Genomic DNA, 24,408 nt, shown 5'->3' on the forward strand with positions numbered 1-24,408 from the left:
ATCATTCGCTTTGCCAGTTCTACGCCTTAGCGGTCTTAAGCTTTGCCGCTAATGCCATGGCCACCTCGGGGTGAACAAATTGGCTCACATCGCCACCATGTAAGGCGACTTCCTTTACTAAGGTCGAAGAAATAAAGGAGTTCTCCTCGGCGGGAGTTAAAAACACACTTTCAAGCTCTGGGCTCAATCTGCGATTCATATTCGCTAATTGGAACTCGTATTCGAAATCAGATACAGCCCGCAGGCCACGCACCAACACACTGGCCCTTTGCTCCTTGGCAAAATCGACCAACAGACCAGAGAATCCAACGACCTCGACATTATCCAGATGTGCGGTCACACGATTGACCAGTTCAACCCGCTCTTCTAAGGTGAATCGAGGCTGCTTTGAAGGATTGGCGGCAATACCAATGACCACATGTTTAAATAACTTAGCCGCACGCTCGATTAAATCGGCATGACCATTAGTAATGGGATCGAAGGTCCCTGGATAAACTGCTCTTGTGTGCACTTTGCTGACCCAACTTATATGGATACCATAAAATCGTTGCCCGTCAGTCTACTCGTTTTAGCCAAGCGAGTGAATAATCACGGCAAAAACCGCTTTAAATACCCATAAAAAACTAAAAAATAGCAAGAATACTTGGGATTAAGCCCATGTAAAGGCGTGAACTGATATAATGCAGCCACTTAGCAGAGAGGGATTGAATAGCCCCAAATAGCGCCCCGTCTTTACTCGCGGTTGTAGCTTAGACAACTTGATTGAAAGCAACGGCTTACAGAGCAACGCAATAAGAGCATTCCTATGAAAAAAATCGCGATTTTTTGCCATAACTTTTTCTCCAACGGCACAGTGAAAATAGCTTTATCCCAGGCAGAAGTGCTGCAGGAAGCCGGGCAAGATGTTCACTTATTTGTGTTTCACAAAGAAGGCGATTTTATGCCTCCTCAAAATGTTACTATTCACTATCTATTTGAAGCGGGTCAAAAAACTTCGTTAGATGAACAAAGGTCGCACCTCAAAGCTAAAGTGAAAGAAATCGAGGAAACCGGCAAGTTTTCACTGTTTTTAAGCAATTCGACCGACTGCGATGTAGTTGTTTCCGGCTGCCATTTTGAACCTTGCTACTACTTCTGCCATTGTGCGCTAAAGCAAGAATTATTGATGGAGCTAAAACGCGGCCCAGTGCATTTTTGGCGGCGCTGGAAAAAAGCCAAAGCGCTGATCGGTAAAAAAATTATCACAGTCTCTAATGGCATTGCCGACGAGCTAAGGGCCACCCCATGGCTAAAACCCCAGAGTGTGCAAACCATATACAACCCTTTTCGACTCGCAGAAATCAAACATAAGGCTCAAGGGGTCATCGCTGACATTCCCAATGAACCTTTCATGATCCATGTTGGTCGAGTTACTCGCCAGAAGCGCCATGATATTCTCTTCAAGGCTCTGCGGGACATGCCAACGGCACCTAAATTAGTCCTGCTGTGTAATAGGCCAAACAAGGCCCGAAAATTAGCTAAAAAATACGGGGTTGAACATCGTATTATCACCCCAGGGTTTCAACACAACCCCTATGCTTGGATTGCCAAGGCAGAATTAATGCTGCTGAGTTCCGATTTTGAGGGTTTACCCACAGTAGTCATTGAATCATTAGCCTGCGGGACACCCGTTGTCAGTACTGACTGTCCGCACGGCCCTAATGAAATTCTCACAGGGCATCTAGCCAAGTATTTAGTCCCCGTTCGTCAACCTGCGCTATTAGCACAGAAGGCACTCGAGTGCTTGGCCTCACCACCATCCCTAGACAACCTAGAAATATTAAAGGCCGTAGACAGCCAATATATTGCCACGCAATATATTCAGTTAGCGCAATAACTATCGGTCATGATTAATGGGAACGCCATTTCTTATATTGGCTCCCATTGATGCTGCAACAAAATGATACGGAATGGGTGTGTGTTAAATATTTACATAACAATTGTATCAATTATGATTTCAATTCAATTAAACCCCCTCATGCTTTTATTAAACTGATACAAATTAAACACATTTAAAAAAATCTAGCTATACAAAACTTCGTTCTGTATTAATAAAATAATTATTTAATTGATCGGCAGAATTAAAAACCTCAAAATACTCGTCTTCGAATAAATTTGTCTCACAAATGGAGTTTGTGGGTATTTTTGGGGTAATTATGGGTAAGCTAAAGGTCGCTTTATTAGTCGATGAATATTTTGGTGGCACAGGTACAGTATACGGTGGATACGGCTTTCTGGCGCGTCATCTTATCGCCAAACACTTACCCAATGAGAACATTGAAGTAGAAGTACTGATAAAGAAAGATTGTAGTAAACAGCGCTTAATTCCCCGTCGTTATATGATTGATGGTATCAAAGTGTATCGTCTTGCCGCTAAGTTTATGGATTTTCTTAATATTAGATTCTTAAAAAAGAAAAACTATGATCTTTTTTTATCCATCGAAATGACGACCCATTCCTATCGTATTCTTAAAACAATCCCAAATATCGATAAAAAACTGTTGTTCTGGGTTCAAGATCCACGCCCCGATTACGAGTGGGACGAAATTAATACAGTAAAACTCTTTCCTGAGAAAAGTTATTGGGATAGCAACATTTATCAGTTTGTCCACGACCTATGGGCCGCGGGTAAAGTTTCGTTTATTTCTCAAGCACGTTTTCTCGATAGAAAAGCGCGGGATCTCTACAACCTCGACGATAAAACCGAGATCAAATACTTACCTAATCCTATCGAAATCGATCACAGCTTCGATGTCGAAACCCATCCGAAGAAAAATCACATTATCTTCCTCGGCCGTATCGAGTCGGTTAAGCGTGGCTGGTTGTTCTGTGAGATTGCCAAACTGATGCCAGAATATGAGTTTTTCATGCTTGGTCAATCCTTTAGACAGTCCAAGAAAAACCAATCCATCATGAATAACTACCTTGATATTCCTAATTTACACTTTGTAGGGCATGTTGAGGGCGAGAAAAAAGCACTGTTGATTAAGGACGCTAAGATTTTAGTGAACACCTCAATCCACGAGGCACTACCAATTTCGTTTTTGGAAGCCCTATCCTACGGAACGCTACTCGTGAGCTGTCGTGATCCCGATGTACTCACCAGCCAATTTGGGGTATTTACTGGCACGGTATTGGGCGATGGTTTCGATAAAGTCCCACTCTTTGTCGACGGCATCCGCCATTTGATGGAAAACGAGCCTCTGCGCCAAGAGCTAGCGCTAAAAGCGGTTAACTACATCAAAGCTAACCACAGCGTTGAAGATTTTCAGAAAAACATGCAAGAGATTATCTTTAAGCTGGTCGAAGAGACTAAAGCACAAAGCTAAAAACAAGGCCGACACTATGTCGGCCTTACTTTTTCTTAAAACAATTTCCAATAGCCTAACTTACGGCGCATTTTAAAATGTCTCAGCAAGTTCAAAGGCTTAGGTTTCAGCCAACCTGTGCCCTTATCAATCAAGGCATCTGTCGCAGCCAAAACACGTTGGCTAGATTGACCATCACCCGTTGGATGGATTTGGTTGCAATAATCATGGATATGCACCATCAAATCTTCGGGACGGCTGAGCGCTCTGGCTAATGCTGGCTCAATCTCTTCGACTCGGCTAATGTCGATTAAATGATCTTTTGGTGACTGATTTTTAAAGGTCACTACAGGCTTGCGCTGCATTAAAAACATCAACAGAATCGATGAGGTGTCACACAACATCACATCCCCAGCCTGCAGTAAAGGGATCACATTATCAGTTTCAACAAACTGTAAATTCTCGTTTTCCAGTGCCTTGTACTGCTCCACAATCCTAGGGTTCATCTTAGGATGAAATTGCACCAACCAGCGCCATTGGCTCTTTTGCGACAGGGCTTTTATCTGTTCAAATACCGCGGGCGCGCAGGTCAAGCTAGGGGAAAATGTCGAGCAAAAGAGTACGACTGGCCTTGGGTCATCCGCTTTGATATAGGGATTATCTTTATTCTCAAGAAAAAGAGGGTCTAATGCCGGCCAGCCCGTTTCGGCGACGGTAAAAGTACCAAACTTTTTCTCCAGTTTGAGGAAAGGCAGTGTTGTCGCCGGGCCCTGAGTGCAATATAAGTCAAAACAATCGCGGATTTCGAAGTGATCTTCACGGCCCTTATGGTTCATTTTCCCCGCATTAAAGCCATGGAATACACCAACTTTTACACCAGGAATAAAACTGGGCACAACATTACCCGGAACAAACACGGCATCGGGTTTCCAAGTTTTAACGGCATCGATACTCAGCAAGCGCCGCTCATCGGCCTTTAGAAACTTAGGATCGACCTCCTTCCCCTCTAAAAACCAGCAGACCTCATCGCCCCTATCCCAAATAACTTGCTGGATGGGTCTTAGCATCGCATAGGAATAATTCTGTGCAATGTACAATAAGTAACGTCTCTTCGCTTGTTTGACTTCTTCCACCCGCATCCTCCTACAAGGCTAAAGGTTAAATTATTTTGCCAGTGCCAAATATTGCTTGGCAATCAAGGTCGCATCAACCTTTGCCAAGATTTCAACCTCCGCTAAGGATGGTGGCTGCTTGACCACTTCATCGATCATTTTTGCCAACGCCTTAGGATCGCGGCGCGGCACTAGATAGGGCGATAAATTACCAGTTAGAATCTCACTTGGTCCATGGGGGCAATCGGTACTAACAACTGGGGTTCCACAGGCTAATGATTCAATCAAGACTGTGGGCAGGCCTTCAAAATCTGAGCTGAGCACGAGTGCCTTAGCGCGTTTTATCCAAGGGAAGGGATTACTTTGAAACCCGGGAATGATTAAGCGTTTCTCAATACCGAACTTTTTCGCCGCTTTGATGGCTTTTTTGTGGTTATGGCACAAAAGCACAACGGGTAGCTGATTTTGTGTGAGCTTCAGAGCTTCAAACAGCACATCATGGCGTTTCTGTTTAGCAAAGCGGCCAACATGAATAAGGTATTCACCCTGAGGAATTTGAGGATTCTCTTGCTGCGACTGAGCAACAATTTCATTAAATTCAAATGGATTATAGATGGTCTGCATGGATGCGGGATGAAAACGACCTTTATCTTTAATCTCTTTTGCTATGCCATTTGAGACGGTAATCAAATGCTGACCATTGAGGGCTTTTTTGGCTCTGAGCTTTTTAAGGTAGGCGAATGGGCCGAGCTTAAATTGACGGCTCAACTCTTCTTCTACAGAGGAATGAACGATCACATAGAGTGGCGACACTCCCGTTTTAGTCATCATCAAATTGGTTTTATCTAGATTTGAGAGGAATAAATCGAACTTACCCACTCGAGATTCAATCTCGGCAATTTTTGTCTGCAGTTTATTGACCGAAGCCGTTAGGCGCCCAAAGTGATCATAATCTTTATCTTTGTCGGCAAAACATTGATGAACAGGCAAATTATCCGGAGTTTCATAGTACTGATTATCCTCCATGACTAAGAAATGCGGCTCATGCCCTAAGTGTATAAATTGCTTAGCTAAGGTCAGCATGACCTTCTCGGCCCCGCCGCCCGCTAAACTGTCGATGGCAATGGCTATCCGCATGACTTGTCTCCTAACATAATCTAAAAACGCACGGCAATAGGGTGCCGTTAAATACCTGAGACCGAATCTAACAGGCCTTAACTGAGCCCTGCTGAACTACCAGCTCAAACTTCTCAATCACGGCTTCAACGCCGATCAATGCCATAAGATGCTCTCCCTTAGCACGAGTTCCCCACTTTACCTCGCCGCTATGCTGGGAACTTATCGCCTCATCGTAGACGCTCACCACATATTGCCGCGATAGATAGGGCCCGGTTCGCCCCGGATTGGAATGGGCATATAAGCCGATAACAGGCGTGCCTTGGGTAACGGCCATATGCGCTGGACCCGTATCGGGCGCTAACACTAGGCTTGCGCGTTTTAGCAGCGCCAATAATTGCGTCAGACTGGTTTTACCCACCAAATTATCGATCTTAGCGGGACAAGCCTGCAAAATTTGCTCGGCTAAATCCTTCTCAAGTTGAGTTGGGCCACCACAGAGCATAACTCTAAATCCTTTCGCAATCGCATGGCTCGCGACAGCGGCATAACGCTCGGGCAACCAGTTGCGCTCGGCCTTACTGGCGGCGGCACAAATGATAAAGACTTTCTCATCATCTTTAATCTGCGTCTTTGCAAACTCAGTATCAGCAATCGGCACCGGAATATGCCACTGTGGCGTGAGGTCGTTAACTCCAATCGCCTTAGCAAAACCCATAAATCCTTCAAGCACATGGGGATGAGTTAAGGGCTCAACCCTGTGATTAGTCACCAGCCACTGGCCTTCTTTAGCACGGGCACGGTCGAAACCTATGCGTACTTTTGCCGAGATGGCTAGGGATGCCAAGGTTGCGCGTAGGGCAACCTGCATATGCAGCAGCACATCAAACCGTCTGCCTTTTAAGGCCTTACGTAAGTTAAAATAGCTACGCCAGCCTTGAGATTTATCGAAAATAACAAACTCAATACCGGGTAAGTGCTTCAATAATTGATACTCAAGCTTACCTATTACCCAAGTAATCTTAAGCTCGGGATATTGCCGCTGAATCGCCTGCACCATAGCCACGGCATGACAGACGTCACCGATAGCCGATAGCCGCAGTAAACAAAGGGAATTCATACTATTGGGATGTAAACTCATTAGGGTTGAAGCTCGTAGCTTTTAAGGTTATTTGGCGCAAGCTAAGGATCTTAATGTAGAATGGCCCTAGGTGCCACGCTTAAGTCAACAATTCTCCGATGAATGCTCAGATACAGATCATAAAAACCGCCCAAGGCCATATGGCGCTTTGCCAAGATACGCCAACAGCTATCGCTCCAGCTTGGTTCTCGGTGGATTTTTGGCGCGCTAAAGAGGCTGTCGTCGGCTCATCCAAGGGCCGCTACACCACCTGGTTTGTCGCTTCTGGCGCTAGCCATTGGGTATTACGCCACTATTGGCGTGGCGGCTTAATGGAGAAATTCAGTAAAGACGCTTACCTTTATACAGGCCTTGAAAATACCCGTGCCCTGGGTGAGTTACGCTTATTAGACACTTTGTATCGCGAAGATTTTGCCGTACCTAAACCGATTGCCGCCAACATAGTGCGCGATGGATTATTTTACCGCGCCGATATTATTATCGAACGGGTCGAAGGTGCCGAAGATTTAGTCGCTAAACTCAGTAAAGAAATAATGAGCACGGGGCAATGGCAGGTGTTGGGCGCGACTATCGCCCAATTCCACCAGCGTGGTGTGTATCATGCCGATCTCAATGCCAAAAATATTCTGTTCCAGCCTGCGCAAACTGAGTCAGTGACGCCGGAACGCTTTTATCTTATCGATTTCGACCGAGGTGAATTAAAAACACCGAACCCGCAATGGCAAAAAGCCAATCTAGACAGACTATTACGCTCCTTCAATAAAGAACAAGGCAAACTGCCAAGCCTTGCTTTCAGCGCCGATAACTGGGCATCACTGATGAAGGGCTATCAAGGGGCAATGCAAAGCGCCTAATTCACCAGCCGTATTAAGCCTTTATTAGGGATTGCGCTAGCGCAAATTGCCGCTGCAAGGCACCGCGATTCGCCTCCACCACGGCAAGACCAGCGCTCGCCGCCTGTTGGCGTTGTGAAGGAGTTTCAAAGTATTGGATAAGATTTAGCCCTAGTTCTTGCGCTGAGCCAACAATCCGCAAACCACCCGCATCCGCCAGCATTTGGGTAATTTGGGCAAAGTCCCAGTGGTTTGGTCCCACCATCACAGGCACGCCCATAGCGACAGGCTCCAAGGGGTTATGGCCGCCGTTTTCGATCAATGTCCCCCCGACAAAGGCTTGGTCCGCGGCACCATAAAAGGTGAGCAATTCGCCCATGGTATCGCCCACCAGCACTTGCGTCTTAGGCGTCACGGGCTGATTTTCGCTGCGACGAACGGATTCAAAACCTTGCGCCGCAACCACTTGGGCAACGGAGTTAAACTGTTCCGGATGACGCGGCGCGATAATCAATAGGGCATCGGGCCATTGTGCTAATACTTGCCTATGGGCTGTGAGCATAGCGTCAAATTCACCAGGATGTACGCTGCCCGCAACCCAAATCGGCGATGTTTCGCGCCCCCAAGTCTGACGCAATAGCTTGGCATTGGCTAAACGCTCGGGGGTAATACTGAGATCAAACTTCAAGCTACCGCAGACTGTCACTCTGTCTGGCGATACACCGAGTTCGATAAAGCGCTGCGCTTCCACTTGCGTCTGCGCCGCAATCACATCGAGTCGTTGCAGCATAGGCTGGCTGAGCTTTGGACGCTTAGCATATTGCGCCGCCGATTTAGCCGACAGGCGAGCATTGGCCAGCATCAAACGTACGCCTCGTTTGGCTGCAATTGCGACTAAGTTAGGCCACAGCTCAGTTTCCATAATCAGGCACCATTTCGGGGATAGCTGGCGTAAAAACCGATTCACACACCAAGGCAGGTCGAAGGGCAGATAACAATGCTGCACCGAACCACCAAAGGCTTTGCGCACCTCTGCCGATCCCGTAGGGCTGCTGGTCGTGACCGTAATACTTAGCTCAGGGTGAGATTGCTGAATCAGGCGAATAAGCGGGATCGCCGCGAGCGTTTCCCCCATAGACACTGAGTGGATCAGTAAATCCGTCGATTTAAGTCTCGTTAAACCAAAACGCTCCCCCCAACGGCCAAGGTAATCGGGGCTTTTAATGGCACGAAAAGCCAAATAGACAATGAGCAGAGGAGATAAAAGATAAAGCAGCGCACTGTAAAAAAATCGATTCATAAAAAACGTGCTTATGGGTTTTGCCTGATGAATAGCGGCAATGTTAGCATAATAGCCATCACATTGAATTTTTGTTCGTTCATCAAACCAAACATTCGATACGATTTAAATGAGGGATAATTTACCAGCAGTATGGCGGTCGTTGGTTAGCTTTCCCAATTACACTCGCAATTTGGATAACTTATGAAAACCCGCGACAAAATCATCTATGCCAGCCTGGAGCTATTCAATGAGCACGGCGAACGAAATATCACGACGAATCATATTGCCGCCCACTTAAATATGAGTCCCGGGAATCTTTATTATCACTTCCGTAATAAAGAAGACATTATTCGCTCTATTTTCAGCCTCTATGAAAATCACCTCGAGTCAGGGTTCCAACCCTATGAAGGGAAGCAGGTGAATGTAGAACTGTTAATTGGCTACTTCGATGCCATGTTCTATACCCTATGGCAATTTCGCTTTATGTACGCCAATCTTGCCGATATTCTCGCCCGCGATGAAGAGTTGAAAAAGCGCTATCTGCATGCCCAACAACAGGTCTTGACCCGTTCTAGCCAAGTGTTGCACCAGCTTAAACAGGATGGTTTTTTAAGTGTCGATACCGACAAAATCACCCCGCTCGCGGATACCATCAAGATGATCGTCAGCTTTTGGATTGGCTATCAACTCACTCAATCCAGCACCTCTACCATCACTAAAGCGACCCTCTACGAAGGTGTGCTAAGGGTACTGATGATTTTCAAAGCTTATGCGACACCAACGTCCATCGCGACCTTTACGCGCCTAGAGCAGCATTATCACGACTTAGCCAACCAAGAACCTAGCTAAATATCCCCAACTCCTATACGGGAAGCCCGCATTAGGGACTAGACTTACTAGTCATAACACTGAGTGCGGGCGGCCAAATCCATTAGGATAATCCTTTGCCAGCTAGGTAACGAGCTTATCACTAAGCCACTCAAAAAGGTCAATTTCAGCATTTTCGAATGACGATTAATTGATGTTACACATTAGTTTTTATAATGTAATAACGGCTTTACCCCTAAACTAATTTATCTGGCTAAGCTGCATGAAAAAAAGGCTGTAGGCCAATTAGGTTTAGAGTTAGAATGCCGCCACTCCCAGAATCAGAATAAAGTTAACTAAGGAGATATCAGGTGGCCTCTACCTCATTCTACGCACAGATTAATCAACAGCTTGCAGATATCAAAGCCGAAGGCTTATACAAAAGCGAGCGTATTATTGCCTCACCGCAACAGACTGCCATTCAAGTTAATCACCAAGAAGTTGTTAACTTTTGCGCTAACAATTATTTAGGCCTAGCCAATCACCCCGAGCTGATCAAAGCCGCCCAGCAAGGTTTAGAGAGCCACGGCTTTGGTATGGCGTCGGTACGTTTTATTTGCGGTACCCAAGATATCCATAAAAAGCTAGAAGCTAGCCTGAGTGAATTCCTCGGCATGGAAGACACGATTCTGTATTCCTCTTGCTTCGATGCAAACGCCGGTCTGTTCGAAACCCTGTTAGATGCCGAAGATGCGATTATCTCCGATGCCTTAAACCATGCCTCAATCATCGACGGTGTGCGTTTATGTAAAGCTAAGCGTTTCCGTTACGCCAATAACGATATGGCGGATTTAGAAACTCAGCTGATCGCCGCGAAAGAAGCGGGTGCGCGCAATATTTTGATCGCCACCGACGGCGTATTCTCCATGGATGGCGTGATCGCCAACCTTAAAGGCGTATGTGATTTAGCCGATAAATACGGCGCTCTCGTGATGGTAGACGATTCCCATGCCGTGGGCTTTGTTGGCCAAAACGGCCGCGGTTCCCACGAACACTGTGGCGTGATGGGCCGTGTCGATATCATTACTGGCACCCTAGGCAAAGCCCTAGGCGGCGCATCGGGCGGTTTCACCTCGGGTAAAAAAGAAGTCATCGACTGGTTACGTCAACGCTCTCGCCCTTACCTGTTTTCTAACTCATTAGCGCCCTCTATCGTGACCGCATCAATCCATGTATTAGAGATGCTCAAATCCGGCCAAGCCCTGCGCGAAGCGGTTTGGGAAAACAGCCGTTATTTCCGCGAAAAAATGTCAGCGGCAGGCTTTACCTTAGGCGGTGCCGATCACGCGATTATCCCAGTGATGATTGGTGATGCGAAACTGGCAAGCGATTTTGCTAACCGCTTATTAGAAGAGCATATCTACGTGATTGGCTTCTCCTTCCCTGTCGTTCCAAAGGGACAAGCCCGGATCCGTACGCAAATGTCGGCGGCACATACCCGTGAGCAACTCGACAAAGCGATTGAAGCCTTTACCCGTATTGCCAAAGAAATGGCGATTATTTAGGACCCTACAAATGAAAGCACTAAGCAAGTTAAAAGCCGAAAAAGGCATTTGGTTAGTCGATGCGCCTAAGCCTGAAATGGGCCATAACGATCTGCTGATCAAGATTAAAAAGACCGCGATTTGCGGTACCGACATGCATATCTACAACTGGGACGAATGGTCACAAAAAACCATTCCTGTGCCTATGGTTGTCGGCCACGAATATGTGGGTGAAGTGGTTGATATAGGCCAAGAAGTTCGTGGTTTTAACATTGGTGACCGCGTATCTGGCGAAGGCCATATCACCTGTGGCCACTGCCGTAACTGCCGCGCTGGCCGTACCCATTTATGCCGTAATACCTCTGGTGTCGGCGTAAACCGCGAAGGTTCATTTGCCGAATACTTAGTGATCCCCGCCTTTAACGCCTTTAAAATCCCCGATGATATCAGCGACGATTTAGCCTCTATCTTCGACCCATTCGGTAACGCCGTTCACACAGCGTTGTCCTTCGATTTAGTCGGCGAGGACGTGTTGATCACAGGCGCAGGTCCTATCGGCATTATGGCTGCAGCCGTGTGTCGCCATGTAGGTGCGCGCCATGTAGTGATCAACGACGTTAACGAATATCGCTTAGAGTTAGCCCGTAAAATGGGAGCTACCCGCGCAGTCAACGTATCGAAAGAAAGCCTGAAAGACGTGATGAAAGAACTGGGCATGACCGAAGGTTTTGACGTGGGTCTGGAGATGTCTGGCGTACCTTCGGCCTTCCACGCCATGTTAGATACCATGAACCACGGCGGCAAAATCGCTATGCTCGGAATTCCGGGTGGCGAAATGGCGATTGATTGGAGCAAAGTGATCTTCAAGGGTCTGGTCATTAAGGGCATCTACGGCCGCGAAATGTTCGAAACCTGGTACAAGATGGCAAGCCTTATCCAATCTGGCTTAGACATTTCCCCAATCATCACTCACCACTTCAAGATTGATGATTTCCAACAGGGCTTCGAGGCTATGGGCTCGGGTCAATCGGGTAAAGTGATCCTCAGCTGGGATTAATCCCCAGCTGAGATAACTCATACCAAGATAGGGGCTGTACACTCGCAGCCCCTTGTTGCACACTTATCCCATCGCTTACCGTTTCTTAGCAATCTCAGGTTTTATTATGTCTTCCTTTAAACACTTAAGTGTTAATCAATTAGTGCACATGACCGAGTCAACGCCAGTGCAAATCGTCGATATCCGCGATGGCAATAGCTTTAGCAACGGCCACATTGACGGCGCATTCAATTTGAATAACGAAAATCTAGCGCAATTTATTAGCCAAGCCGATATGGATAAGCCGCTGGTCGTGGTGTGTTACCACGGTATCAGCAGCCAAAATGCCGCGCAGTATCTCTGCGAGCAAGGCTTTGATGATGTCTACAGCCTAGACGGCGGCTTTAGCGCCTGGCATGGGGCGAATGCATGATAGAGATTGGCCGACTCCCAAACAGCAGAGCCGCGCAGGCATTTGTCGATTACCTTAAGGGGGAGCATATCGACTGCCAAATTGAGCCGCTGATGAAAGGAGTCGCCATTCTCGTTATCCACGACAAAGATGTAGCGCAAGCCCGTAAAGAGTTTGCCCACTTTATTACTCATCCCTACGATAGCAAGTATCTACAGGCTTCCTGGGAACACGGCGATACTCATACTAAGCTCGATTATGGCGCACCGTCATTGCAGCTTTTTACCCAGTTTATTACTGGTGCGGGTCCAATCACCTTAATCGTATTTGCACTCTGCAGCGTTATTTTTGCGGCGATGAACTTCGGATTTGCAAACCCAACCTATGAAGCGCTGTCCTATTTTGGCGCTGTACCTAATGCAGATTTCAGCCAGTTCTGGCGCGTTTTCACTCCAAGTTTGCTGCACTTTTCGGCCATGCATATCATTTTCAACTTACTCTGGTGGTGGTATTTGGGCGGAAAAATCGAGACTCGAATGGGCACTGCACCCCTGCTGATTTTATTACTCGTGGCAGGGACCCTACCTAACATCATTCAATACTATGTCAGTGGACCTCACTTTGGCGGCCTATCCGGCGTCGTCTACGCTGTCGCAGGTTATACCTGGGTGATGGGCATACGTAAGCCTGCCGCGGGTATTGGTTTACCCCCTTCCTATATGGGTTTTATGTTGATTTGGTTAGCATTAGGCTTTACCGACGTGCTGGGTATTTCGGTCGCAAACGGTGCCCATATCGGCGGCCTAATTATCGGCTTAGCCCAAGGTCTGTTCGATAGCCGTAAAGCCACACACTAAGCGCATCTGCACTTGACCAAGATAACCACATAAAGCGTTATCTTGGCCCGATTGCGACACCACTTACTTTGCCAACTCCAGCACTTTGGCGACGAGCTTTTCGATACCAGAATGTGCCTCAGCAATATTCCCCGCGAGCATATAAGCGGGTGTGCTGACTATCTTGTTCGCTTCATCTATCACAATATCGTGCACTGTTGCAGCTTGATGAACGCCGCCCATCAGATTAAAGGCCGCGACAGTATCGACATCATTACCAATCGTTCCCTTTGCCCCGTGCCCATATAAGCGCGGGATCATCATAGGTGCGATACAGATAAAACCAACGGGTTTTTTAGCCAAAATAAACTCGTTGATAAAATCAGCCACTAAGGGGTTTACCTCACACTCGCTGCCATTAGTGGCGAAATTACACAGATTTTTCGCCGCACCGAAACCACCGGGGATGATCAAGGCATCGAATTCATCGATATCCAGTTCTGTGGTCGCTTTAACTTCTCCGCGGGCAATGCGTGCCGATTCCACCAATACATTGCGCTGCACCGCCTTCTCAATCTCACCGGAAAAATGATTAACAACATGCATCTGCTGGATATCGGGGGCAAAACATTGATAGCTCGCACCCGCCTTTGACAGAGACAATAGGGTTAAAACCGATTCATGGATCTCAGTTCCATCGAAAACACCGCACCCACTGAGTAACACTGCGATTTTTTTCATTAAAAATATCCTTCTTATGCCATTTGATTTTAACAAACCATAAACAAATTGGTTGATCTGATTAAAAATCGTGCTAACTTAATTCGTCGAATCTGACAGACGGTGAAAATTAAGCCAGCCTTAGATGTATTTTACGGAGTCAATAAAAAATCCACAAATCAGGAAGATTTTTCAAGAAACAGTATTGAACTCACACAAATATTTTATAAATATAAAAATCAACAACTTAAAAAAATCGCACTAAGCCGTAAACAACGCCATTATTCACAGTTGACTTTTTCACTCACAGACTTATCCACAGGCTGAGAGTCAATTTGCCGTGGCTGAAATAGTGCATCTGTGGCATGCTAACCGCCATCTAAGTCATCGATAAACGAAAATTACCTATGCCAACTATTGCCAATAACCCACTTGTCCTTGTGGATGGATCTTCTTATTTGTACCGCGCTTATTATGCGCCTCCTCATCTGACAAACTCAAAGGGCGAAGCAACGGGAGCCGTTTATGGTGTAGTCAATATGCTCCGTAGTTTATTGACTCGTTACCAACCCAGCCACATCGCCGTGGTATTCGACGCCAAAGGTAAAACTTTCCGTAATGACTTATACGACGAATATAAAGCGCATCGCCCCCCGATGCCCGATGATCTGCGTTCACAGATAGAACCCCTACATCGCATTATCCGCGCCTTAGGATTACCGCTGATTTCTATTCCGGGTGTTGAAGCCGACGATGTGATCGGTACTATTGCCCGACAAGCGAGTCTCGAAAAACGCTCGGTATTGATCAGCACTGGCGATAAAGATATGGCGCAGCTCGTAGATGACAATATCACGCTGATCAATACCATGACCGATACCATTATGGGTCCAGAGGAAGTTACGGCTAAATATGGTGTAGGCCCAGACAGAATTATCGATTTCTTGGCATTGATGGGCGATAAGGCTGATAACATCCCCGGCCTACCCGGTGTCGGTGAAAAAACCGCATTAGCCATGCTCACTGGGGCTGGCAGTGTCGCCAATTTGCTAGCAGAGCCCGAGAAAGTCTCCGAATTAGGCTTTAGGGGCGCAAAAACCATGGCGGCGAAGATCATTGAAAATGCCGACATGCTCAAACTTTCCTATGAACTCGCCACCATCAAGACCGATGTTGAACTCGAGCAAGACTGGCATGAACTCACAGTTAAACCCGCAGACAGAGATGAGCTGATCCAATGCTATGGTGAAATGGAATTCAAACGTTGGCTAGCGGAAGTGTTAGATAATAAATTAATCACAAGAACCGCCGTCACCAGTGTAGCAACAGAGGAAACCTCCACCTCAACCGAAACGCTTGAAACCCAATACGATTGTATTCTCACGGAAGCCGAATTAGACGCTTGGATTGCTAAGCTCAAGCAGGCCGGCTTAATGGCGGTAGACACCGAGACCACCAGCTTAGATTATATGGTGGCTGAGCTAGTCGGAATGTCATTTGCCGTCGAGGCGGGGAAAGCAGCCTATTTACCTTTGGCCCATGATTATGTTGGAGCCCCCACTCAACTCGATAAAACCGTCGCACTAGAGAAACTGCGTCCGCTACTTGAAGATCCCAAGATTAAGAAAGTCGGCCAAAACCTTAAGTACGACATCAGTATCTTAGCCAATGCGGGGATCAAACTGCAGGGCGTCGCTTTCGATACTATGCTCGAATCCTATGTGTTTAACTCAGTCGCTTCACGCCATGATATGGACGGCCTTGCACTCAAGTACTTAGGCCATAAAAACATTGGTTTTGAAGATATTGCAGGAAAAGGCGCTAAGCAACTCACCTTCAACCAAATCCCGCTGGAAAACGCCGCGCCCTACGCCGCCGAAGATGCCGATATTACCCTGCGCTTGCACCAACACCTCTGGCCAAGGCTGGAGAAAGAAGCCGAGTTGGCCTCCGTTTTCACCGAGATTGAATTACCTCTTATCCAAATACTCTCGGACATAGAGCGTCAGGGCGTATTAATCGATAGCATGTTACTCGGACAACAGAGTGAAGAGTTAGCGCGTAAAATCGATGAACTAGAGTCTAAAGCCTATGATATTGCAGGCGAAAAATTCAACTTAAGCTCGCCGAAACAATTGCAGGTGCTGTTTTTTGAAAAACTGGGCTATCCCATCACCAAAAAGACCCCCAAGGGAGCACCATCGACTGCAGAAGAAGTGCTCGTCGAATTGGCATTAGACTATCCACTCCCCAAAGTCATTCTCGAACACCGCAGCCTGACTAAATTAAAGAGTACCTATACGGATAAACTGCCGCTGATGGTCAATGCCAAAACTGGCCGCGTGCACACAAGTTACCATCAAGCCAATGCCGCCACGGGGCGTTTATCTTCGAGCGAACCTAACCTACAAAATATTCCAATCCGTACCGAAGAGGGGCGCCGCATTCGTCAGGCGTTTATCGCCCCCCAAGGTCGTAAAATACTCGCCGCCGACTACTCACAGATTGAGCTGAGGATCATGGCGCATTTATCCCAGGATGCGGGTTTACTCAAGGCCTTCGCCGAAGGAAAAGACATTCACAGAGCCACGGCAGCGGAAGTGTTTGGTATCGACTTTGGCGATGTAACAACCGAGCAACGCCGCCGCGCTAAAGCGGTCAATTTCGGCTTAATCTACGGCATGTCGGCCTTTGGGTTGGCGCGTCAGCTCGATATCCCCCGCCACGAGGCCCAAACCTATATCGACACTTACTTTGCCCGCTATCCAGGCGTCTTAAAATATATGGAGGAAACCCGCGCCAGCGCCGCCGACCTAGGTTACGTATCGACGCTGTTTGGCCGCCGTCTTTACTTACCTGAAATCCGTGATCGTAATGCGATGCGCCGCCAGGCCGCCGAACGTGCCGCGATTAATGCGCCAATGCAAGGCACCGCCGCCGACATTATCAAAAAAGCCATGATCAGCATCGCCAATTGGATAACAACAGAAACCCAAGGCGAAATCGCCATGATCATGCAAGTGCACGACGAATTGGTGTTCGAAGTCGACGCCGACAAGGCTGAAACACTCAAGCTAAGAGTCTGTCAACTTATGGCTCAAGCGGCCAATCTAGATGTTGAGTTACTGGCCGAGGCGGGTATTGGTGATAACTGGGATCAGGCTCACTAACACTGTAGCATCCAACAACCAAACTAATTGAACAGAAGATTAAGCTAACCTGAATGCAATTTTTGAGTTCAGGTTAGCTCGCTAAATAGCAATCCCCCATGGGAAATCGCGATGGAGTTCTCAGGGAAGCTTCTTGTGAGATCAAGTGCTGGTGTACCTAAATGCAATCTCCTGCGATGTAATATAAGTTTTGCGCCTTATATTTAGCCTCCTTACATTAACATTTTAATCTGCAACACTAAGCATAACTCACGGCCAAGCACTCATAGCCAAGCAGCCCAATGTACTTGGCAACGCCTAATTCGGCGTCATCAAGCAGAACACTCAAGTAGGTTGTATATGCTCAAAAGTGCCATAACAGCTGTTCTCTCATGCGTACACTAAGACACTCAGCCGAATTTAGAGTAAAAACATTAAATCTCAACTATTGATCTCTTTCGTATATAAATTTCTGATTACCCCGTTAAATCAGCCTATTAAGCATTTTTTATGAAATTTTCAGATCAATTTAAGGTGTTTTTTCGCTCACAACCTGAGATCAAGCGCACATAATTACCTCATTTTTGAAAAAACTGTTTTCCATTTAAAGATAAATAGCGTATTATTCTCTGCGTAGGGTACAGAGGTTAAGATGTTCTATCTTTCAGACCTTTATTTCACTTATAGTGATGAGCCAAATTATGGCGCCTCAGCAACTTGTTTGCTGAGGCTTTTTTTTTGCTCTTTTTTAGGCAAACGCATTTTTTAGAGTATTTACTTTAATAAAAAGTAAATCCAATGTATGCTGTCTTCATTGAGAACCATTAAAGGTATTTAATGGTGCTTGAGTCTTGTTGAATTTAGCTTCTCCCCAAAAGAGCTAATATTTTTGGCCGATGACCTAGTTATCGGCTATTTTTTTGCCTGAAATTTACAACAGTGGCAGCTAGATAGATTGGGGAAACGAAGACTGGATAAGCGTAGCAGATGCACATACACAGCTAAACTTGTGATTTAAGCTGTGTACGAGTTTTAGACTGTTTATTGTTTATGTTGTCAATTCAACTATTCAGCACTATCTGCAGCATCTAATTCGTCGGTCAGCCACTGAGGATGACACCATTCATTCAGTATGCTTAGCACTTTAGGTTTTCCTGTTCCTTTAAGTGATGAAAACGATTCAACTTGGACCCAATCCCCAAAATCAGTTAAGGCTTTACGAACTTCATTGACGGTTTTCATTTTAGCGCTTTGTGCTAACTTGTCAGACTTAGTCAACAGCGCCAATACAGGTATTTCACTCGCTACCGCCCACTCTATCATCTGCATATCCAAATCTTTGAGCGGGTGACGGATATCCATTAACACAACAACACCACTTAAGCAGGCACGCTTCTGTAAATATTCACCAAGTGCTTGTTGCCATTTATTTTTCATCGCCAATGGCACCTGCGCAAAACCATAACCCGGCAAGTCTACTAAGCGACGCTGTGCATCCAGCTCAAACACGTTAATAAGCTGAGTTCGACCAGGGGTTTTACTGGTTCTTGCCAAGTTTTTTTGCTCGGTTAATGCATTGAGCGCACTTGATTTTCCGGCATTTGAGCGACCAGCAAAAGCAATCTCAACTCCAACGTCACCGGGCAGATATTGATCCAAATGTGCAATGTCGGGTGCACTAATTAAAAACTTCGCCCTGCGAAAATCTATATGAGATTCAGTCACTATTTACTCCAAAATATTTTCTACGCAATACCATAATTAATGAAGAATTGCTTACTTTTCCACGTTTTCGTGTAAAATATTACCCCGATCACATTAAACATATTTTACCACGCTTGCGGGTCACCCTAGTAAGCTCAGGATAATAATCTTAACCAGAAGTTGGAACGCCATGAAAAAGTTAGCTCTTGCGCTGTCTGTTGTAGTTGCCGCCATATCTTCACCTGCGATTGCAGAAGGTAATGCTGAAGCGGGAAAAACTAAAATTATCGTTTGCTCTGCCTGCCACGGTATGGACGGTAACAGTATGATCGATATGTATCCTAAGCTTGCGGGTCAACATGCCACATACCTGCAAAAGCAACTACATGATTTCCGTAGTGCTGCACAAACGGGTGGCAAAGATGGCCGAATGGATCCTATCATGAGTGGTATGGCAATGCCTCTTAGTGATCAAGATATTCTCGATATTACCGCATATTTCTCCAGCCAAACTTTACAAGTCGCAGAAGTGAAAGATGTGCCAGAGCTTGGTGCAAAACTTTACAAAGGTGGGGATGTTTCGCGTGGTATTACAGCCTGTATGGCATGCCATGGTCCTGATGGTAAAGGCGCAGAGCTTGCTGGCTTCCCCGCTTTAGCTGGCCAACACGCTAACTATATCAAAATCCAACTGACTAAGTTCCGTGATGCGGGCCGCAATAACGATCTCAACGGCATGATGCAAGATGTCGCTAAGAAGTTAAGCGACAGCGATATTGACGCTCTTTCTAAGTATTTGTCTAGCCTGAAATAAAGCTAAAGGTGCACGATTTAGTGAGCACTAAACTGGCAAGGATGGTTTATAACGTCAACCATCCTTGCTATGACTTTTTCCATTTCATTCTGCCAGTCCGCTTTGAGCCATACTGATGCAGGCCTATTATCCTACCTCTACAACCTTTTGCCTCTGCTAAAATACCGCAAGCCCCCACTAAATGACCAAATGTTAAGTTCAGCTAACCGAAGATAAAGAGTAGCAAACTCCCCTATGGCTTATACACTGGCAAACGGTGTTGCCATCCGTTTTCACACCACCATGTTTACGTTAACGTAAACTGACAAATATTCTTACTTGACAGAGATCACAGATTTGGGGTTTAATAAGCCCCGTACCGAGATAAACCCATCTGTTTGTACAAAAAGATTAATAATAACTTGCAGATTTCGGTATAGTTAACATTCAAGATATAAGAATAAATATATTCAATAACAATAATATAATTAAGACCACTCTCTAATAATAATAAGAGTTGTGATTTCGTGTTGAAGTCCAGGTCAGTACATTTTTGTAAGGGATGGCCGATAACGCCAATTTGCACTAAGCAAAACGCCTTACACTCAGGGTAACTTGCCCCATCAGGACACAGTTTGAATGATTCAAACTGTAGCAAAGGAAGCTAATAAGCTTAGGATGCACTGGCTGGAAGCTTGTTATCACTGGAAGGTACTTTAAGCAACATGGATGGTTAACTGAATGTCAATGATGACGCTGCTAAACAAGATGTGTCTTGAGACCATCTACGGAAACTGTGGTCAGGATGGCGACAGAAAATAAATTAAGTGTCTGGAAGACCGATAACTAAAATGTTGCAGGGAAAGCAGTAAAAAAAAGAAGGATACCGACCGGGAAAGTCGCATAGCAAGTATGGATACTTGGAATCAGGATAAGGTGCTAGATGCACCCTTTGTAAGGCGGCAGTTTAACTGCCGCCTTTTTTCTTTATTGTCATTTGCAGCCTACTGCAGCGCCTAAAATGTGCACTAACTCAATATAATTGGTACAATCAAAGCCTTAATAACCACTTCAGCAGACTCAATGCCCAGATGCCCTCTTTGTCATAACAGTCAGACACAACTCCTTCATCAAGATAAAAAGCGAAGTTTTTATGTTTGCAAGACATGTGAGTTAACCTTTGCGAATGCCAGTAGCCATTTGCCACCCGCGGCAGAGAAACAAAGATACGGTCGTTCACGCATAGCTTTGAAGCAAAAGCAGCTATCGCAATTTATTTTGCCGCTATTAGCGCAATTAGAGCAGCAGCAAGCTGGCAGTTTATTAGGATTGAATTTTGGACGTATACTCGATGATGAGAGTCTGGCGACCATAGAAAATGCGGGCCACAAGTTAAACCAATACGATCCCTTTTTTGCCCCGAATCATGATGTGTTAAAGCAAGAATATGATTTTATCTGCTGTTATCGCGTTTTTGAGCATTTTCAGTACCCAATAAAAGAGTGGGCCTTACTCTCTCGACTACTTCATCCTGGTGGTTGGCTAGCGATAAGCACACCGTTACTGACTGAATTAGATGGTTTTGCTAAGTGGCATTACAAGAACAACCTCACCCATGTGAGTTTTTACCAGCGACAAACCTTTGAGTACCTAACAAACAATAGCGATTTTGAACTATTATTTGCCGCAAAGGACCTCGTTTTGATGCAAAAAACATCATAATCTGGTATAACACCCGACCTAATTTCGCACCTTGTAGACAAGCTCAACCTTAGTCTGCGGGGCCATACGTTGTAAACAATTGAGAAGACCATGTCTCGTAGCAAGAAAACACGCAAGGGCGGCGAGAACAGCCCTAAGTTACAGCCAAGAGTGAAGAAGCAAGATCGCGCTGTAGCGACTGGCAAACGTAAAGATTCTGGCAATAAATCAGGCAGTCGTCATAACGAAAGCTTAATTTTAGCGCAAGCGCCGCAACAACAGGCCGCTAAGAAAAAAGACCCGCGTCATGGCAGCAAAAAGCCAGTGGCTTTAGCGCTTCCTGCGGCAGTGGTAACAGATAAAGCCGCTCAGCCAAAAGTGAAACAAGCTAAGCTGACTGACGAGCAAAAACTGCTGAAATTGGAAGAAGATCCAAGACTAAACCAGTTACTCGACATGCTGGAAGAAGGCCGCGATCTCAACGATGCAGATCAAAAATGGTTAGATCAACAGCTGAATAAGATTGAAGCTCTGATGGTTAAACTGGGCGTTAGCGACGATATGGAGGATGGCGCACCTGCATCTCCAGCTAAGTCTTTGTCTGACGATGAGTTATTCGACAAGTTCGAATCGGGCGCTGACTTACTGAAAGATTATCAAGACAAGTTCTAAACCTCTCAGTGCTAGGGCATAGGGAACTCAGTTTTTAAACTGTGCTCCCTATGCCATTCATATAAGGAGTCTCTGTGTCTACGGCCATTGTCATTCTCGGTTTTATCGTCATAGTAGCGCTTAGTAGCTACGCCACTTACTTACTCTTAAAGCTGCAACGGCAAAAAAAGCGCCAGCAGGCCGAACAAGCCGAGCGTGAAGCCATAGCAAGTGCGAAACGCGCCCAAGTTTTAGATGATATACGCTATATCGCTACTGCTATGACTGAAGACCGCTGTGAGATCTCCGAAGGCGTAGTCAGAATTGGACGATTATTTGAAATTTTATCCCTGAGTGAACGGGTCGCACCTGAGTTTCCTGCATTATTCCAACACTTTGAGTTAATTAAAGATCATCCTATTATGGAGGCTCGTCAAGCCTTGCCTAAACAGGAAAGGATGAAATTAGATTTGATCAGAATGAAGTCAGAGGCCGCATTAGAGCAAGGCATTAGTGATGATGCAAAAAAACTGTCGGCTTACCAACCCAAAGCGATGCATTAAACTAATTAATTTCTATACTTCAAAACCACTTATGCCGTGGTTTTGAAGTCATCTGACAAAGCCCGTACCAATCTTACGTCCATCCTCCCGTGAGCCTGCGCACAAAACCGCCAAATACCGACAGACAAGCGTACTTTTTTGATAGATATTGCGTAACTTCTAAAAAGACAGACGTCATTTTTACAACCTAGATCAAGGTTATTTACCAAAGAACCTTGCATACTTCGCCTGTTGCTAATTTACCCTCGGAGGACACGCCTTGAAGCAGCCCACTCAGATTAGCTGGGATCAATCGATGATCGAAAAATATAACTACAGCGGTCCCCGTTATACGTCTTACCCAACGGCGCTCGAGTTCGATGACTCATTCACCGAACAGAACCTGCTGACGGCCATTGAAAATAGCAAAAGCGATAAACTGTCGCTGTATATTCATATCCCATTCTGCGCCAAGCTTTGTTATTACTGCGGCTGCAATAAAGTCATCACCCGCCATCCACACAAAGCCGATCAGTACATTGAATATTTAAGCCAAGAAATTATTAAACGTGCGCCCCTGTTCAAACATTACAGTGTGACCCAAATGCATTGGGGCGGAGGTACACCCACGTTCTTAAATCCAGAGCAAATTATTAAGTTGACGTCATTGATTAAAGCCAACTTTAACTTTGTAGAAGAAGGTGAGTTTTCGATTGAAGTCGATCCTCGCGAGATTGAGCTTTCAATGCTCGACACTTTGAAAGAAGCAGGCTTTAACCGAATTTCTATCGGTGTCCAAGACTTTAATAAAGAAGTGCAAATTGCAGTCAACCGTGAACAAGACGAGCAATTTATCTTCGACTTAATGGCCAAAGCGAAAGCCATGGGCTTTGTGTCGACCAACATAGATTTAATCTATGGCTTGCCACACCAAACGCCAGAAACCTTTGCAGCGACTATGCAGCGTGTTTTAGATTTGTCCCCTGACCGTCTGTCGGTATTTAACTATGCCCACTTACCTGCGCGCTTTGCCGCTCAACGTAAGATCAAAGACGAGCATTTACCTTCACCGAAGCAAAAACTCGAAATGTTGCACCAAACGATCGAGACCTTAACTGGTGCCGGTTACCAATATATAGGTATGGACCACTTTGCTAAACCCGATGACGAGTTAGCTAAGCTACAGCGTGAAGGCAGACTGCATCGTAACTTCCAAGGTTATACCACCCAAGAAGAATGCGATTTGTTAGGTCTTGGCGTGTCGTCCATCAGTCAGATTGGTGACTGCTACGCGCAAAATCAAAAAGATATCCGCCCTTACTATGAAGCCATAGAAAAGGACGGCCACGCCCTGTGGAAAGGTTGTAGCCTGAACCGCGACGATGAAATCCGCCGTGTTGTGATTAAACAGCTGATTTGCCACTTCGATTTAGATATGGCGAAAATGGATGAAAAACTGGGAATTAAGTTTGAAGAATACTTCGCCGAAGACTTGAAACTACTACAAACCTTTATCGACGATAAATTAGTTGAAGTGGCCGACAGAAAAATGACTATTAGCCCGACAGGCCGCCTACTGATCCGTAATATCTGTATGTGCTTCGACCTTTACTACCGTCAAAAAGCGCGTCAGCAACAGTTCTCCCGCGTGATCTAACGCTTAGCGCATCTCCAATAAAAAA

General features: G+C 45.8%; 21 protein-coding genes. 14 read left to right on the forward strand and 7 right to left on the reverse strand.

Annotation, left to right across the window (positions count from 1 at the left end):
- Positions 1 to 19: 19 nt before the first annotated feature.
- Positions 20 to 511: a pantetheine-phosphate adenylyltransferase gene (gene coaD, locus COW15_RS13925; RefSeq protein ID WP_293633123.1), complete on the reverse strand. Its 492-nt coding sequence runs from the start codon at positions 509 to 511 to the stop codon at positions 20 to 22.
- 294 nt (positions 512 to 805) lie between these two features.
- Here coaD and COW15_RS13930 point away from each other — a divergent pair, with 294 nt between their 5' ends.
- Both COW15_RS13930 and COW15_RS13935 read left to right on the forward strand, forming a co-directional pair.
- The gene (locus COW15_RS13930; RefSeq protein WP_293633124.1) at positions 806 to 1,876 is read left to right on the forward strand and encodes a glycosyltransferase; all 1,071 of its coding nucleotides are present in this window, start codon (positions 806 to 808) and stop codon (positions 1,874 to 1,876) included.
- A gap of 319 nt (positions 1,877 to 2,195) precedes the next feature.
- A complete protein-coding gene (locus COW15_RS13935) occupies positions 2,196 to 3,368 on the forward strand; it encodes a glycosyltransferase family 4 protein (RefSeq protein ID WP_293633125.1) in 1,173 nt (390 codons plus the stop codon).
- Between the two features lie 35 nt (positions 3,369 to 3,403).
- On the opposite strand, the gene COW15_RS13940 is transcribed toward COW15_RS13935, so the two are convergent.
- From COW15_RS13940 to COW15_RS13950, 3 genes are all read right to left on the reverse strand, one after another.
- A complete protein-coding gene (locus tag COW15_RS13940; RefSeq protein ID WP_293633126.1) occupies positions 3,404 to 4,480 on the reverse strand; it encodes a CDP-glycerol glycerophosphotransferase family protein in 1,077 nt (358 codons plus the stop codon).
- Between the two features lie 30 nt (positions 4,481 to 4,510).
- Positions 4,511 to 5,596: a glycosyltransferase gene (locus COW15_RS13945; RefSeq protein ID WP_293633127.1), complete on the reverse strand. Its 1,086-nt coding sequence runs from the start codon at positions 5,594 to 5,596 to the stop codon at positions 4,511 to 4,513.
- A gap of 67 nt (positions 5,597 to 5,663) precedes the next feature.
- On the reverse strand, positions 5,664 to 6,716 hold the full coding sequence (locus tag COW15_RS13950) for a glycosyltransferase family 9 protein (protein WP_293633128.1): 1,053 nt from the start codon (positions 6,714 to 6,716) through the stop codon (positions 5,664 to 5,666).
- A 98-nt stretch (positions 6,717 to 6,814) separates the two neighbouring features.
- Between COW15_RS13950 and COW15_RS13955 the strand changes: the two genes are divergently transcribed.
- The gene (locus COW15_RS13955) at positions 6,815 to 7,570 is read left to right on the forward strand and encodes a 3-deoxy-D-manno-octulosonic acid kinase (protein ID WP_293633129.1); all 756 of its coding nucleotides are present in this window, start codon (positions 6,815 to 6,817) and stop codon (positions 7,568 to 7,570) included.
- 13 nt (positions 7,571 to 7,583) lie between these two features.
- Here COW15_RS13955 and waaA read toward each other — a convergent pair whose 3' ends face one another.
- On the reverse strand, positions 7,584 to 8,849 hold the full coding sequence (gene waaA, locus COW15_RS13960; protein WP_293633130.1) for a lipid IV(A) 3-deoxy-D-manno-octulosonic acid transferase: 1,266 nt from the start codon (positions 8,847 to 8,849) through the stop codon (positions 7,584 to 7,586).
- 183 nt (positions 8,850 to 9,032) lie between these two features.
- Here waaA and COW15_RS13965 point away from each other — a divergent pair, with 183 nt between their 5' ends.
- The 5 genes from COW15_RS13965 to glpG all read left to right on the forward strand — a co-directional run bounded on the left by COW15_RS13965 (position 9,033) and on the right by glpG (position 13,487).
- Positions 9,033 to 9,680: a TetR/AcrR family transcriptional regulator gene (locus COW15_RS13965; protein ID WP_293633131.1), complete on the forward strand. Its 648-nt coding sequence runs from the start codon at positions 9,033 to 9,035 to the stop codon at positions 9,678 to 9,680.
- Between the two features lie 329 nt (positions 9,681 to 10,009).
- Positions 10,010 to 11,203, forward strand: coding sequence for a glycine C-acetyltransferase (locus COW15_RS13970; RefSeq protein ID WP_293633132.1), 1,194 nt, complete (start codon positions 10,010 to 10,012; stop codon positions 11,201 to 11,203).
- Between the two features lie 10 nt (positions 11,204 to 11,213).
- On the forward strand, positions 11,214 to 12,239 hold the full coding sequence (gene tdh, locus COW15_RS13975; RefSeq protein ID WP_293633133.1) for an L-threonine 3-dehydrogenase: 1,026 nt from the start codon (positions 11,214 to 11,216) through the stop codon (positions 12,237 to 12,239).
- Positions 12,240 to 12,345: 106 nt separating this feature from the next.
- A complete protein-coding gene (gene glpE / locus COW15_RS13980) occupies positions 12,346 to 12,651 on the forward strand; it encodes a thiosulfate sulfurtransferase GlpE (RefSeq protein WP_293633134.1) in 306 nt (101 codons plus the stop codon).
- The gene (gene glpG / locus COW15_RS13985; protein ID WP_293633135.1) at positions 12,648 to 13,487 is read left to right on the forward strand and encodes a rhomboid family intramembrane serine protease GlpG; all 840 of its coding nucleotides are present in this window, start codon (positions 12,648 to 12,650) and stop codon (positions 13,485 to 13,487) included. The genes glpE and glpG overlap by 4 nt, the downstream gene beginning before the upstream one ends.
- 63 nt (positions 13,488 to 13,550) lie before the next feature.
- On the opposite strand, the gene elbB is transcribed toward glpG, so the two are convergent.
- The gene (gene elbB, locus COW15_RS13990) at positions 13,551 to 14,207 is read right to left on the reverse strand and encodes an isoprenoid biosynthesis glyoxalase ElbB (RefSeq protein WP_293633136.1); all 657 of its coding nucleotides are present in this window, start codon (positions 14,205 to 14,207) and stop codon (positions 13,551 to 13,553) included.
- Between the two features lie 386 nt (positions 14,208 to 14,593).
- Between elbB and polA the strand changes: the two genes are divergently transcribed.
- Complete coding sequence (gene polA, locus COW15_RS13995) at positions 14,594 to 17,356, forward strand: DNA polymerase I (RefSeq protein ID WP_293633137.1); 2,763 nt, start codon at positions 14,594 to 14,596, stop codon at positions 17,354 to 17,356.
- 1,044 nt (positions 17,357 to 18,400) lie between these two features.
- On the opposite strand, the gene yihA is transcribed toward polA, so the two are convergent.
- The gene (yihA, locus tag COW15_RS14000) at positions 18,401 to 19,060 is read right to left on the reverse strand and encodes a ribosome biogenesis GTP-binding protein YihA/YsxC (protein ID WP_293633138.1); all 660 of its coding nucleotides are present in this window, start codon (positions 19,058 to 19,060) and stop codon (positions 18,401 to 18,403) included.
- A gap of 169 nt (positions 19,061 to 19,229) precedes the next feature.
- Here yihA and COW15_RS14005 point away from each other — a divergent pair, with 169 nt between their 5' ends.
- From COW15_RS14005 to hemN, 5 genes are all read left to right on the forward strand, one after another.
- On the forward strand, positions 19,230 to 19,853 hold the full coding sequence (locus tag COW15_RS14005; protein WP_293633139.1) for a c-type cytochrome: 624 nt from the start codon (positions 19,230 to 19,232) through the stop codon (positions 19,851 to 19,853).
- 1,062 nt (positions 19,854 to 20,915) lie between these two features.
- A complete protein-coding gene (locus COW15_RS14010; RefSeq protein ID WP_293633140.1) occupies positions 20,916 to 21,554 on the forward strand; it encodes a class I SAM-dependent methyltransferase in 639 nt (212 codons plus the stop codon).
- 90 nt (positions 21,555 to 21,644) lie between these two features.
- Positions 21,645 to 22,205, forward strand: a complete 561-nt coding sequence (gene yihI / locus COW15_RS14015) for a Der GTPase-activating protein YihI (protein ID WP_293633141.1) — start codon at positions 21,645 to 21,647, stop codon at positions 22,203 to 22,205.
- A 74-nt stretch (positions 22,206 to 22,279) separates the two neighbouring features.
- Entirely contained in the window at positions 22,280 to 22,747 is a 468-nt protein-coding gene (locus COW15_RS14020; RefSeq protein WP_293633142.1) for a DUF2489 domain-containing protein, read from the forward strand.
- 259 nt (positions 22,748 to 23,006) lie between these two features.
- A complete protein-coding gene (gene hemN, locus COW15_RS14025) occupies positions 23,007 to 24,383 on the forward strand; it encodes an oxygen-independent coproporphyrinogen III oxidase (RefSeq protein WP_293633143.1) in 1,377 nt (458 codons plus the stop codon).
- Positions 24,384 to 24,408 lie beyond the last annotated feature (25 nt).

Source organism: Shewanella sp. CG12_big_fil_rev_8_21_14_0_65_47_15 (genome assembly GCF_002783505.1).
GTDB lineage: Bacteria > Pseudomonadota > Gammaproteobacteria > Enterobacterales > Shewanellaceae > Shewanella.

What these genes read in the sequence shown, in the direction of transcription:
- glpG (WP_293633135.1), top strand. Translation starts at nt 12,648, where the DNA reads ATGATAGAGATTGGCCGACTCCCAAACAGCAGAGCCGCGCAGGCATTT.
- polA (WP_293633137.1), top strand. Translation starts at nt 14,594, where the DNA reads ATGCCAACTATTGCCAATAACCCACTTGTCCTTGTGGATGGATCTTCT.
- waaA (WP_293633130.1), bottom strand. Translation starts at nt 8,849, where the DNA reads ATGAATCGATTTTTTTACAGTGCGCTGCTTTATCTTTTATCTCCTCTG.
- COW15_RS13955 (WP_293633129.1), top strand. Translation starts at nt 6,815, where the DNA reads ATGAATGCTCAGATACAGATCATAAAAACCGCCCAAGGCCATATGGCG.
- COW15_RS13945 (WP_293633127.1), bottom strand. Translation starts at nt 5,596, where the DNA reads ATGCGGATAGCCATTGCCATCGACAGTTTAGCGGGCGGCGGGGCCGAG.
- COW15_RS14010 (WP_293633140.1), top strand. Translation starts at nt 20,916, where the DNA reads ATGCCCAGATGCCCTCTTTGTCATAACAGTCAGACACAACTCCTTCAT.
- COW15_RS13950 (WP_293633128.1), bottom strand. Translation starts at nt 6,716, where the DNA reads ATGAGTTTACATCCCAATAGTATGAATTCCCTTTGTTTACTGCGGCTA.
- COW15_RS13935 (WP_293633125.1), top strand. Translation starts at nt 2,196, where the DNA reads ATGGGTAAGCTAAAGGTCGCTTTATTAGTCGATGAATATTTTGGTGGC.
- COW15_RS13930 (WP_293633124.1), top strand. Translation starts at nt 806, where the DNA reads ATGAAAAAAATCGCGATTTTTTGCCATAACTTTTTCTCCAACGGCACA.
- elbB (WP_293633136.1), bottom strand. Translation starts at nt 14,207, where the DNA reads ATGAAAAAAATCGCAGTGTTACTCAGTGGGTGCGGTGTTTTCGATGGA.
- COW15_RS13965 (WP_293633131.1), top strand. Translation starts at nt 9,033, where the DNA reads ATGAAAACCCGCGACAAAATCATCTATGCCAGCCTGGAGCTATTCAAT.
- glpE (WP_293633134.1), top strand. Translation starts at nt 12,346, where the DNA reads ATGTCTTCCTTTAAACACTTAAGTGTTAATCAATTAGTGCACATGACC.
- COW15_RS14005 (WP_293633139.1), top strand. Translation starts at nt 19,230, where the DNA reads ATGAAAAAGTTAGCTCTTGCGCTGTCTGTTGTAGTTGCCGCCATATCT.
- yihI (WP_293633141.1), top strand. Translation starts at nt 21,645, where the DNA reads ATGTCTCGTAGCAAGAAAACACGCAAGGGCGGCGAGAACAGCCCTAAG.
- tdh (WP_293633133.1), top strand. Translation starts at nt 11,214, where the DNA reads ATGAAAGCACTAAGCAAGTTAAAAGCCGAAAAAGGCATTTGGTTAGTC.